Genomic DNA, 12,954 nt, shown 5'->3' with positions numbered 1-12,954 from the left:
TGCCCGCCGCTCAGACAGAATGGATTCAATGGCTCAAAACACGTTTTCCTGGGGCGGATGATTCGCTTGACCTTGCCGCGTTCAACCGTTTTTATGGCAGTTCCCACAGTTCGGAGGAAGACCTTTTCCCCAGTCCACATCAACCTCGTTCGGAGCCGCAAGCTTCTCTGTGGAAAGAGTTTGTGACCACTCAGGCCGATGGCAGACATTTTCGTTTTAGCCTCGGTAAGGAACTGAATTCAGCTTGGTTGGCTTTTTTAAAATCCAAGTTCGGTAAATCAGACAAGCTGAACCGGGAATGGGGTCTCATCCCCCAGGATTTTGAGAGCGTTCCGCTGCCCTTGCACCAAGTGGAATACCACATTTTTAAAGAGCATAAAGCTAAGATACGCAAGGAGTTCCTCACCCGAAACTATGCCATGGTTTTGGATCAAATGTTCAACGACGCCCGTTCCCTGCGCAACACTTTAATCTACACCCTGCTTTCCATCTTGCTGGCGGTATCGGTTAATCCTTTGGCTGCTTACGCTTTAAGTCGGTTCAAACCCCGAATCAGCTATCAAATAATCATGCTTTTCATGCTGACCATGGCTTTTCCCGCCATGGTGATGGGAATTCCGAACTTCCTGCTGCTCAAGCGTTTAAACCTGCTCAACACCTTTTGGGCTTTGGTTTTACCTGCCGCCGCGGATGGCTATTTCATCTTCCTGCTCAAAGGATTTTTCGACAGCCTGCCCCGCGAACTTTATGAAAGCGCCAGCTTGGACGGAGCGGGCGAGTTTCGTCTTTTCTGGCAATTCACGCTTTATCTCTCCAAGCCGATTTTGGCGGTTATCGCACTCGGCGCCTTCAACGCTGCCTACCGCAATTTCCTTTTCGCCTTCATCGTTTGCCAGGATCAAAGCATGTGGACCCTGATGGTGCACATCTACGAGCTGATGCAGCGTGCCAGCCTTTCTGTGGGTTACGCCGCGCTGGTAATCGCCGCGATTCCGACCCTGGCGGTCTTCGTTTTCTTCCAAAACATCATTATCAAGGGGATTGTTGTCCCCATGGAAAAATAAAAGAGGTTTATTTTGCACAACGAAAAAATCCATCTAACCCGTATCCACCGCCTTCTCGAAAGGAAAAAAAAGCTGCTTATTGAAGAAATATCGCCCCTGAAAGCTGAGTATTCCTCAAACGGAGAGGATTTCCAGCCCATCCAGACCGGCGATATTTGGGGCAAACCCTGGGAAACCGGCTGGTTCCGCATTAGTGGTGAAGTTCCCAAAGAACTGGCTGGCAAAGACTTCCAACTGCTTTTTGATTGCGATGGCGAAGCCTGTTTGATGTTGGACGGAATTCCCCATCAAGGCTTCACTCCCAAAGTGGATTGGTATCACAAAGCTGCCAAAAACCTGTTGCCGCTCGCTTCGTTATTGCTTCCGGGAGAAAGCTTTAAGCTTTTAATCGACGCTTCCGCCAACGACCTTTTCGGTGTTCAAAAAGAGGAATATCGCCTGCGGGAATGCTCACTGATTTGCTTCAACGAAGCGCTCTATCAAAAACTCATGGATATCGGGCTCCTGCTGGATTTGGCTGAAGCCCTGCCAGAAGGAACGGTTCGCCGACAGCGCATAATCCGTGGCCTGAACCGGGTTTGTGACCTTTGGAACAGAGATTCCCAGCAGGTGGAAAACATCCTCACAGATTTGCTAAATAAACCCGCTCATGCCAGCGCGCTCACCGCTTTCAGCGTGGGTCAGGCACATTTGGATTTGGCCTGGCTGTGGCCTCTGCGCGAAAGCCATCGCAAAGGTGCGCGTACTTTTGCCAACGCGCTCAGGCTTTTGGAGCGCTATCCAGATTATGTTTTCGGAGCCTCCCAAGCTCAACTCTATCAATGGATTAAAGAGGATCATCCCGCTCTTTATGAAGAGGCCAAAAAACAAATCTACGCCGGTCGCTGGGAGGTTCAAGGTGCTGCCTGGGTGGAGTTTGACACAAACCTCATTTCCGCGGAATCCATCATCAGACAGTTTCTCTATGGAAAAGAATTTTTCAACCGCGAATTCGGCTTCGCGCCACGCGTACTCTGGCTTCCGGATTGTTTCGGCTTCAGCGGGAACCTGCCCCAATATCTGCGCGGCTGCGGGGTTGACCATTTCATCACCCAAAAGCTTAGCTGGAACGAAACTAACACTTTTCCCCACCACCTTTTTTTGTGGGAAGGCATCGATGGCAGCAGGGTTTTGTCGCATCAATTGCCCACCAATAACTACAACTTTTCCAACGACCCTTCCTCATTTTTGGAAACCGAAAAACGCTACGCGCAAAACGATGTCTGCGAAGGATTTCTGAACCTTTATGGCATCGGTGACGGAGGTGGCGGTCCCACCCGCGACCACATCGAATATGGCCTTCGCCAGCAAGATTTGGAAGGCGTGTCAAAATTCCGTTTTGCGCCTTCATCCCAGTTTTTTGACCACATCTCAAAGCTAGACCACAGCGAACTTCCAGTGGCTTACGGCGAACTTTATCTGGAATACCACCGCGGTACCTACACCACCCAGGCTTCCATGAAACAAAACAACCGCATCAGCGAGCGCAAGCTCGGTGAAGCCGAGTTTTTAGCCGTTCTCTGCGGCGTGAAAAACCAGCCGGAAGTCCTGCGCGAAATCTGGCGCGATGTCTTGCTCCTGCAATTCCACGATATTTTGCCCGGCTCATCCATCGGCCAAGTCTATTTCGATGCAGATGTCATCAGCGTTACAGGCCACGACCGCATCGACCAATTCACCGAAGAAACCCTCATTCCAAAACTGGGTCTGAAAATGAGCCACAAAGGTGAGGGCTGCCTGGTTTTCAATCCCTGTAACCAGGAACTGGAGCAATGGATTGAGCTTCCGGATGATTTCTGTGGACGTGTTCCTTGTGACGAATCAGGAAATGAACTGCCCTGCCTGGAAGAAGAAAACGAGCTGAAAGTGCGCCTGAGCCTGCCTCCTTGGGGCTCCAAAACCATCCATTTCAAAGCTTTACAATCCAAGCGGGAAAACCTCAAGAAACCCATCCAACTGGAATTGGAAAACAATTGGCTGAAGGTGAAACTCAGCGAAAGTGGAGGCATTTCATCCATCTGGGACAAGGCTTCCCAACGCGAGCTTTTGGCATCAGAATCCAATCTGCTCCTGCTTTGGGAGGACGAACCCAACGATTGGGGCGCCTGGGATATCAACCACTTTTACCGCGATACTCAACCCCAAAAAGCTCATGAAGCTACCCTGATTACGGAAGAAAGCTTCAGCCTGCCGGGACAGTTCGACCGCGTGACCATGGCGCTCAAGATTGGCAACTCCCGCCTGCGTCAAACGGTGGAACTATATGCCCACGAGCCTTTTATCCGCGTGACCCACCTTGTGGAATGGCAGGAAAAACACAAAATGTTGCGTGTCCATTTTTATCCGGATTTACATTGCGGTACAGCGGTTTACGGTATTCAGGGCGGTGTAATCAGCCGCAGCGCAAAACCTGCCAACGCCTGGGAGGAAGCCCGCTTTGAGGTTCCAGCCCAGCGTTTTGCCGACCTCTCCCAGCCCGAACGCGGCTGCGCCATCATCTGCGATGAAAAATACGGCTGGAGAATCCGCGACAACGAGATGGAACTCAATCTTCTGCGCAGTCCCGCCGACGTTGACCCAAATGCCGATATCCACGGCCACGTATACAGTTACGCCTTTTATCCCCACGCGGGTGACTATGCCCACAGCGATGTTTTTCAAACCGCAGAAAAGTTCGCGAACCGCCTGCTGTATTTCCCGGTGGAAAAACTTCCCGAAAAAACACCCGCAATCCCCTTCAGCCTCAACAGCGGACATATCAATCTGGACAGCGTTAAACCTGCCGAAAATGCAGGCGGAACCATCTTGCGACTGCATGAATTCCAAGGCAGAGAAGGTGTTGCCGTGCTGAACTTTATGGCGCCACCCACTCACATCTTCGAATGTGACATGTTGGAAAACCCATTGCAAAAACTGAAGCCCAGTTCCGTTCTGGAGCTTCATTTCAAGCCTTTTGAAACCAAAACCATTCTCATTTTGGAGGAAACATGATTCCCCGTCCCAAAAAATTTAAAAAATACGTGAAAGAATTTCCGCTCGCTGGCATGTATAGATTTCATTTCCTGAGCGACGAAAATGACACAATCCCTCCCAATTTGGCGTCAGACATTGAGAAACGCCTCCAGCATGTGTCTAAATACTACGAAGTTGACCCTCGTACTAAAATTGATATCGTGTTTAACCTGCAGCCTTTTCCCAGCAAAAAACCCGATGGCTACTATGAACTGGAAGTGAGCCCCGGCTTTTTTGCACTGAACGCGGAAAGCGTTGCAGGAATGAACTATGCGGTGCGCACCTTGATGCAACATCTTTACATCAGCAGTTCAAACCAGACCGAAGACCGCTTTGCCCTTCTGCCTCGCATCAGCGTAAAAGACTGGCCCACATACCAATGGCGTGGAATGCACCTGGATGTCAGCCGCCATTTTTACGACCATAATTTCGTGAAAAAATACCTCGATTGGATGGTAGGGCTGAAATTCAACCGCTTTCACTGGCATCTCTCAGACGACCAGGGCTGGCGTCTCGAAAGCAAGCGTTTTCCTCTGTTACACGAAAAAGGCTCCTGGCGCAAAGAATCCGATGGCAGCGATTATGGCGGCCACTACAGCCTCAGACAAATCAAAGCCGTGTTGAAACACGCCAGCCAGCGCGGAATCGAAGTTATCCCCGAAATCGACATTCCGGGTCATTCCATGTCGATTTTGACCGCCTATCCAGAACTGGCATGCTTTCCACGTGAATTTGAACCCATGAACGTTTGGGGCATTTCTGAAGACATCCTCTGCGCTGGAAAGGACGAAACCATCGACTTTTTGAAGGAACTTTTCACTGAAATCGCGGAACTTTTTCCCGGCCCCTACATCCATATCGGCGGTGATGAAGCCCCCAAACAGCGTTGGAAAGAATGTCCCCACTGCCAGAAACGTATGCGGGACAATGGCTTGAAAGACGAGGAAGCCCTGCAAGCCTGGCTGGTGAAAACCCTGGCGACCCACCTCGAAAAGCTGGGCAAAACCGTCATCGGCTGGGATGAAATATTGGATGGCGGCATCGATTCAAAACCAATCGTGATGGCTTGGCGCGGCGATGGTATCGACGCGGCTCGCATGGCTCACGACAACGGAAACAAATACATCCTCACGCCCTACACAAAGCTCTATTTTGATGCCCGTTGCCATAAATATGACAAAATCGGAACCCACCAAATCATCCCCTGGGCGGATGTTCTAGATTTTTCCTTCCAAGAATACACTTTTGCCAATCCCAAATTGCTGTTGGGCGCGCAGGGTAACGTCTGGACCGAACATCTCACCAACGTCCGTGACCTCCGAGAAAAAATCAATGGACGCATGTTCCCGCTGGCGGAAAGGCTCTGGAACGGCGACAGAGAAATTGACACAGACGAATTCTGGAAATTGACCCGAGACCTGAACTGGATTCTATGAAACGCCATTCCAAAAATCCGCTTATCACCAGGGAAGACGTCATTTCCAAACACCCCGCTCTGCAGGATGTCAGCTCCGTTTTCAATCCCGGCGGGGTGCTTTTTGATGGCGGCGTTCTCCTCCTGTTGAGAGTGCAAAACCGTGCCCGCCAGACATTTATCCTCAAAGCCTGGAGCAAAAACGGGGTTGATTTCAAGCTGGATTCCATGCCTCTGCCCCTGAACGATTTGGAAGCCTGTCCCCACAAAATCTACCACATCTACGACCCTCGTATCACAGAACTGGATGGAATTTACCACGTGATTTGCGCTCTGGATACCGACCAAGGCTGTTTTTTGAGCTGGTTCCAAACTTCGGACTTCGAAAGCCTTGATTTCCAAGGACTTGTCTCCACTCCAGACAGCCGTAATGGCGTGCTTTTTCCTCAGAAAATTGATGGCCAATACTGGCGTTTTGAGCGTCCCAACCGGGTGAGGCTTTCCGATGGCGTAAAGACAGGCGCCTCAATCGTTTGCTCCGTTTCTGAAAACCTGTTGGACTGGTATGAAGTGGACGAAGTTTTCTCCGGTCGTCCCCATTTTTGGGATGAACTGATTGGCTCCGGACCTCCACCCTTGAAAACTCGGGAAGGCTGGCTTCATATCTACCACGGTGTCGCCACCCATTTCGGAGCCGCAAACATCTATCAGGCTGGTGTTTCCCTACACGATTTAAAGTCTCCAAACCGGCTTTTGGCGCGTGGAAAATACAACATCCTGGAACCGCGCGAACTTTACGAACTCACCGGCCAGGTTCCCAACGTGGTTTTCCCTTCTGCCGCTGTGGCTCTGACAAGCGCTGGGAAAACCCTGAATCCCGAAGACGAAATATTCATATATTACGGTGCCGCGGATACTTGCGTCTGCCTTGCCCAAACCACCGTCAAAGAACTATTGGAGGCTGTTTATGCGCCCTAAAATCATTATAGTTGCGCTGATTCTTTCCTGCGCCACCCTGCTCGCCGACACTTTTCCCGTCCCCAAACTTCCCTTCGCGCCAAGAATGTATCCCTGTTTTCGCAGCCCTGGCGCCATCGAAATTGATGGCTGGCTTGATGACGCGGCCTGGGATTTGGCTCCCTGGACACAGAGCTTCACCGACATCGAGGGCGAGCTCAAACCCGCGCCCTTCCACGATACCAGGCTCAAAATGCTCTGGGATGATGAAGGAATCTATTTTGCCGCCCGGATGGAGGAACCCCATATCTGGGCAAAACTCACCGACCACGATTCCGTGATTTTTTACGACAACGATTTTGAAATTTTCCTCGACCCCGACGGCGATACTCATCAATATTTTGAGCTGGAACTGAACGCTTTTGGAACGCTTTGGGACCTCTTTTTGCTGAAACCCTACCGGGATGAACACAGCGCCCTCAACGGCTGGGAAGCCGCTGGAATCAAGCTTGCCATTGGAATTGAAGGGACGCTCAACGACCCCAGCGACATCGACACCGCCTGGAACGCGGAGGTTTTCCTGCCCTGGAACGCGGTCAAGGAATTGGCTCACAAGGCCTGCCCACCCAATCCCGGAGACTGGTGGCGCCTCAATTTTTCCCGGGTTCACTGGGATACCGAAGTTGTTGATGGTGAATATGTCAAAATCCCCGGAAAACCTGAATACAACTGGGTTTGGAGCCCACAAGGTCTCATCAATATGCACTATCCGGAACGCTGGGGTCTGGTCTTTTTCCTTGAAAACCCCGAACAGCTTCCCCCGGAAGGACTTAGCCTGCCGGAAATCCTTTTGGCTGAGGAATATCTGCGCCAGCTCTACTACGCCCAAAAACAACATTGGATGGACCACGGCTCCTATTCACAAGACCTTGCTACGCTGGGAGTTGAGCCTTTCATTTACGGTGGAAAATCCCACATTCCACGCTTGGAAACCACCTCCGCCTCCTTTGTCGCCACGCTGGAAACCGAGTTTTTCCCCACCCTGAGCATCTCCGAAAACGGACGTCTCCGCCGCCAATAAATCTGTCCCATCCAGACCCGCTCTTTGTTCACGTTCGAGAGTCTTTTTCGCGCCCCACCACGGCAATCCGATAAAGAATCGGGGGGCTGACCAGGAAGCCGCGTGTGACCCACATTTTGGAATAAAGTGTGAGCCAGGCGGGAGCCAAAACTTCATTCTTGACAGCCGCAGGCGTTCCTCCATCATGGAACCATGAAAGATATTGAAACCCCTGTTTTTCCCGAAGTGAAATTTTGCCAAGGCTGCGGAAACCCGCTCCAACCAGCTTTGGACGCCGAAGGCAAGCGGCGTTTAATCTGCCCATCCTGCGGACGGGTTCACTATAAAAACCCCATCCCGGCGGTGGCTATTTTTGTGCAAAACGAAGCGGGAGAAATCCTCTTGGTGAAGCGCAAATTCCTACCCCAGGCTGGAAAATGGGCTCTTCCCAGCGGCTACATGGAAATTTTCATGACCCCAGAGGAAAACGCGCTTGCCGAATTGCGCGAAGAGACCGGGTTGGAGGCTGAAGTCGAACGCTTCATCAGTTGGCATTTTGGCTATAGTCCCATTTACGAACGCGTTCTGAGCCTGGGTTTCAGGCTGCGTGTCACGGGTGGAACCCTCAAGGCTGGCGACGACGCCGCTGACGCCAGATTTTTCCCTTTAAACGCCCTGCCACCCATCGCCTTCGCCGCCCACAGAAAATACATCCACCTGGAAACCGGCTTGGAAATGGATTATTAGACCTCAAAAACCCCGCTTTTAATTCTCTGATAGAAAATGACTTTGGACATATTTACGTAGGAAGAAAGAAACAGAAAACCGATTCCAAGCGTAAACAGAGACAAAATTCCCCAGCCAATAAACGACATAATAAGCATAAAATATTCGGTTTTATGGCCGTTCATCATCACCTTGCTTTCGCGCATCGCTTCCTGCGCCTCCATGCCGGGATTTTCGTTCAGGATGAAAAAAGTCATGGAATAGCTGATGGCGGCGATGATTCCCGGAACGATGAGCAAAAGCATCCACAGAAAAACGTAAATTGCGATGAGAAGCTGGGTACCCAGGGCTCTGCCAAAATCCTTGAAACCGGCGAACAAATCTTCCAACTGGAAGCCCTGCCTTCTGTGAAGTCCCAGAAAAATCCCCGCGAGACCCAGATTCAGCGGTCCGGTGAGAACAAGCGTCACGACTCCCCCGGAACCCTTGCCAGCCGAAGCCAGCGAGGTAATTCCGCTCATAATCAGCCAAACCAAAATCAAACTGACCCATTTTCCCTGGAGCAAATCTCTCGCTTCGGCACGTATCTGCGCGTTGTTCATAAAGTTAACTCCCTTTTTGGATGTTCTTCAGAGGCTTCAAACCAGTCGCACCCGAATCATCCGGGCGATTCTGCGGTCCAACACATAGCGGGCGTCTCCCACTGCCACAACGATATTTGGCTCACCCGGTTCGTTGCGCTGGCTCATCACTTTTTTGCCGTGATAAAGTCCGCGTTCGATGGTTTTAATATCGTTGTTACAGGTCACCAGAGCTTCCTGACCGCTTTGCAGACCATCCAGGCCGATACAGTCGCCAGCTTTGCAGTAACACGCTTTTCGGCGACGACGGAAATGGCGTCCAAAATTACGCAGCGGGTTCATATTACGATTCGACAACATTTTTCTTCCCCATTAATTTTAGGCTGAAAACAAATATCAGCACAAGCGCGGCGCTAACCCCCAGCCAGAGCCAGGAGCCCGCATTGAAAGTCAATAATTGATATACCACTGTCGCCACAATCCATGCCAACACGGTCAGATAGAAAAAGCTGAACAGGCTCCAGCGCCAGCCGTGTTCCTTCAGCATGGCTGCAAGCGTTGCGGCGCAGGGCGAATAGAGCAACACGAAGATGAGGAAAGCGATTCCGGAAGCCGTTCCGCCAAAAGCTCCTGGAATGGCGGCGGAATCAGGATAAAAACCTTCCAACACGCCCACAATGGCTTCCTTGGCAAAAACTCCGGAGATGAGCGCGACGGATGCGCCCCAGTTTCCAGCCGGAACCCCCATCGGCCTCAACAGAGGTGTCACCGCCTTTCCAGCAATTTCCAAAACGTTGGTTTGCTGACCGTTCAGGGTGAAAGAGAGCCCCTGCAGGATATTCACAGCCACGATTACCAACAAAATAACCTTCCCGGCGCGCAGGATAAATTCCCTCAGGCGGTGCCAGGTGTGCAATCCGATGGCGTTGAATGTGGGCATGTGGTAGGCGGGCAATTCCATCACAAAGTTCCCCGGCTCAGTCTTGAACAGGGTTTTGCGCAAGAGCAGAGCGAAAATCATGCCCATCACAATCCCGAAAAGATAGAGCCCGAAAATTGCCAAATCCGCGTGTTTTGGGAAAAACAGGATGGACAGGTAGGCATAAACCGGAAGCTTTGCCCCACAGCTCATGAAAGGCGTCAGCAGGGAAGCGAAAATCCGGTCGCGTCGGCTTTCCAGGGTGCGGGTGGCCATGATGGCGGGAACTGTGCAGCCAAAACCCACCACCAGCGGGATGAAGGCTTTGCCCGGTAAACCCACACGGCGCATGAATTTATCGGCTATAAAAGCCGCGCGCGCCAGGTAGCCGCTGTCTTCCAAAATCGACAAACTGAGAAAGATGAAGAAAATCGGCGGGATGAAGGACGCGATGGTCGCCAGTCCTCCTCCCAGCGCGTCTGAAAGCAGATAGCTAATCCATTCCGGGATGTTCCAACCCCGCAAAAGCGCGCCGAATTGGTCCACCATCAGCCAGGAAATCCCTTCCTCCAGCCAATCCATGATGGGCGCGCTTGCTCTAACCGACAGCAGGAAAACAAGATACATCACCCCGAAAAAGACGGGTAAACCCCAGATACCGCTGAGGACAACACGGTCGATTTTATCCGAAAAAGTGGAGCCGGCCTCGGTTTTGTGTTGCGCCACATCCTTCACCAGTCCTCGGATATAGCCATAGCGGTCATCCGCCAGCGCCGCCGCCGAGGATTGATTGCGATGGCTTTCCACCCCGCGGATTTCCTTTTCCACCGCCTCAGACCATTCGAAGGGAAGTTCCTTGTGAAAAATCGGGTCTCGCTCCATCAGCTTCAAAACCGTCCATTTCTGGGGAATCTCCTTCCAAGCCACGGGCCAGGCTTCCTCTTTTTTATATTCATCGAGGAGGCCGCTGATATTTTCCAGGTGTTTTTCCACAATCTCGTCATAGCGAACGGCGGCGCCACAGGGCTCACGATTCAGCGCGCTGTCGATATCGTGGAAAAGCTGACCCGCGTCAAAGCGTTTGGTCAAAACCAGAGGACAAACAGGACATCCCAGATGGCTTTGCAGGTGGTCAAAATCTATTTCAATGCCGTTTTGAGCGGCGATATCCAACATGGAAAAAACTATGAGCAGCGGGACTTTTAGCTCCATCAACTGTAAGGTTAGATAGAGGTTGCGCTCCAAATTTGAGGCGTCCACGATGTTGATGACCAGGTCGGGTTTTTTGTAGGTGAGAAAATCCCGCGCCACCTGCTCATCGGGCGAAGCCGCCGCCAGTGAATAGATGCCTGGGAGGTCAACGACCTCATAGCGCTTGCCTTCGCGGATGAAATATCCTTCCTTGCGTTCGACGGTGACGCCAGGCCAGTTTCCAACGGTTTGATGCGCGCCGGTGATGGCGTTGAAAAGCGTTGTCTTTCCAACGTTTGGGTTTCCAGCGAGCGCGATAACAGGGTTTTGCTTACTCATATCATTGAATCTCATTCTCAGTATTGCGACACTTCCAACAAATGCCGCGTACCTGGATGTTCACGTCTTCCAGGCTAAAATTAAGTCCCTCCGCCTCTTTTAGGAGCTGTTCCTGAAGGTTGTGCAGCGGGGTTTCCTGAACCTTGCCACAGCCATCACAAATCCAGTGAGTGTGAAGGGGGTGTCCGTAAATGTGTTCATACATATCTCGGGAGGAGGCGCGCAGCGAATGCTGAATCAATCCCGCCTCTTCCAGAAGGGGTAGGGTGCGGTAAACCGTCGCCAGGGAGATGTTGCTTTTGGAGTTTTTGAGCGCCTGATGCAGACGTTGGGCGTCAAAATGTTCGTGTAAACCAAACGCCGCGTCCAGAATCTCCTGGCGCGGACGGGTGAGCTTGAGACCTTTGCGGCTCAGAAACTCTTGAAACACTTTAACTTGGTCTTCCATGGCTGTTCCTTTTATTGAGAATCAGTCGCATCTTTCTTTTCCCGTGCTTTCTGTCAACCTTTATTTTCTGCGGATTGTTTACAGGGAAAATGCTTTTATGAGGACACGACCATAACCATAGAATAAGCCGATTTTCCGAAAAGAGCAAATATGACCCGTCAAACCTTTTGCAAATGAGCATTTGGTTCACGCTGATTACGCGGATTTTTTAATAGATTAGGGATACACAGGATTATCCGGATGAAAAAGGGATTTTGTTACGCGGGATTACGCTGAATGCAGATTTTTAGCCGGCTGAAGCCAGCGCTACGACAGCCCCGAACCGTCATTCTGGAGCGTCAGCGATAGAATCCAGTGGCAAGGAAGTAAAAAGGCTTTAAATGACAATCCCCACTTCGGTCTTTAGGCTGAAACCCCGACGCGTCATTCTGAACGAAGTGAAGAATCCAGGCCTTTTAGTGGAAAAAATGTCCAGCCGACCACCCATACTACGTAAACCAACACCCAATCCCAAGCCCGACCCGTCTTTCCGAGCGCCAACTTAGAACAGGTTGGAACACCGGATTCATCCGGTCGTAGGTGCCAGATTCATCTGGCACAATGTTCTTCCAATCAGACTCCGCCCATCACCACCCAAACCCTGAGCTTGGAGGAACACCGGATTCATCCGGTCGTAGGTGCCAGATTCATCTGGCACAATGTTCTTCCGACCACCCAACTCCGCCCACCACCACCCAAACCCTGAGCTTGAAGGAACACCGGATTCATCCGGTCGTTGGTGCCAGCTTCATCTGACACAATGAATTAAACGATGTTTTTGTCGTTCATTCTTCACCGGATAAATCCGGCGCTCCGAACCGGTTAAAACCGGTGTTCCGACGAGTTGGATTGACGCGTGGGGGCGGATTATGGTCCGCCCTTTTTTGGTTTTCCAGAAAATCCAAATAATCCAAATTCACCCAAATTCACCGAGGCGTTTTGGCTCATAATTGACCATACAATAATCAATTAGCAATCCAAATTCACCAATTCCCCACTTCTCTCTTATCTCTCCCCAGAATGACTAAAAAGAGAGAAAGAATTTATGGATAACAGTAACTTAACCTATTGTATTATAGTTATATAGTATATTATTATTTATTTATATTATTATATTTTATTATCATATTATCTATATTTATATCTATGGATATCTCTCTATCTA

General features: G+C 50.8%; 11 protein-coding genes. 7 read left to right on the top strand and 4 right to left on the bottom strand.

The window, feature by feature from the left end; all coding sequences use genetic code 11:
- The 6 genes from GX135_00180 to GX135_00155 form a co-directional block, all read left to right on the top strand.
- Positions 1-1,064: carbohydrate ABC transporter permease (locus GX135_00180; protein ID NLN84505.1), on the top strand; the 1,064-nt coding region annotated here is incomplete at its 5' end.
- Positions 1,065-1,076: 12 nt separating this feature from the next.
- The gene (locus GX135_00175) at positions 1,077-4,094 is read left to right on the top strand and encodes an alpha-mannosidase (GenBank protein NLN84504.1); all 3,018 of its coding nucleotides are present in this window, start codon (positions 1,077-1,079) and stop codon (positions 4,092-4,094) included.
- Positions 4,091-5,551 (top strand): family 20 glycosylhydrolase, encoded by a 1,461-nt coding sequence (locus GX135_00170; GenBank protein ID NLN84503.1) that lies wholly within the window; start codon positions 4,091-4,093, stop codon positions 5,549-5,551. Before GX135_00175 ends, GX135_00170 begins: the two co-directional genes overlap by 4 nt.
- Complete coding sequence (locus GX135_00165) at positions 5,548-6,507, top strand: hypothetical protein (GenBank protein NLN84502.1); 960 nt, start codon at positions 5,548-5,550, stop codon at positions 6,505-6,507. Before GX135_00170 ends, GX135_00165 begins: the two co-directional genes overlap by 4 nt.
- A gap of 37 nt (positions 6,508-6,544) precedes the next feature.
- Positions 6,545-7,567, top strand: coding sequence for a carbohydrate-binding family 9-like protein (locus tag GX135_00160; GenBank protein ID NLN84501.1), 1,023 nt, complete (start codon positions 6,545-6,547; stop codon positions 7,565-7,567).
- A gap of 192 nt (positions 7,568-7,759) precedes the next feature.
- Positions 7,760-8,293 (top strand): NUDIX hydrolase, encoded by a 534-nt coding sequence (locus GX135_00155; protein NLN84500.1) that lies wholly within the window; start codon positions 7,760-7,762, stop codon positions 8,291-8,293.
- Here GX135_00155 and GX135_00150 read toward each other — a convergent pair.
- The 4 genes from GX135_00150 to GX135_00135 are packed head-to-tail and all read right to left on the bottom strand — an operon-like array spanning position 8,290 to position 11,750.
- Positions 8,290-8,874 (bottom strand): DUF975 family protein, encoded by a 585-nt coding sequence (locus GX135_00150; GenBank protein ID NLN84499.1) that lies wholly within the window; start codon positions 8,872-8,874, stop codon positions 8,290-8,292. The two genes, GX135_00155 and GX135_00150, sit on opposite strands and share 4 nt — an antisense overlap.
- Positions 8,875-8,910: 36 nt before the next feature.
- Positions 8,911-9,213 (bottom strand): ferrous iron transport protein A, encoded by a 303-nt coding sequence (locus tag GX135_00145; protein ID NLN84498.1) that lies wholly within the window; start codon positions 9,211-9,213, stop codon positions 8,911-8,913.
- A complete protein-coding gene (feoB, locus tag GX135_00140; GenBank protein ID NLN84497.1) occupies positions 9,197-11,302 on the bottom strand; it encodes a ferrous iron transport protein B in 2,106 nt (701 codons plus the stop codon). The genes GX135_00145 and feoB overlap by 17 nt, the downstream gene beginning before the upstream one ends.
- A 1-nt stretch (position 11,303) precedes the next feature.
- Positions 11,304-11,750 (bottom strand): transcriptional repressor, encoded by a 447-nt coding sequence (locus GX135_00135; protein ID NLN84496.1) that lies wholly within the window; start codon positions 11,748-11,750, stop codon positions 11,304-11,306.
- A 600-nt stretch (positions 11,751-12,350) separates the two neighbouring features.
- Between GX135_00135 and GX135_00130 the strand changes: the two genes are divergently transcribed.
- Positions 12,351-12,545 carry a hypothetical protein gene (locus tag GX135_00130; protein ID NLN84495.1) on the top strand — a complete coding sequence of 65 codons (195 nt, stop codon included), beginning with the start codon at positions 12,351-12,353 and terminating at the stop codon, positions 12,543-12,545.
- Positions 12,546-12,954 lie beyond the last annotated feature (409 nt).

This window comes from Candidatus Cloacimonadota bacterium (assembly GCA_012522635.1).
In the GTDB taxonomy this organism is placed as follows: Bacteria; Cloacimonadota; Cloacimonadia; order Cloacimonadales; family Cloacimonadaceae; genus Syntrophosphaera.
The sequence above is the reverse complement of the archived record's forward strand: the minus strand, read 5'-3'. Positions and strand labels throughout refer to the sequence as shown.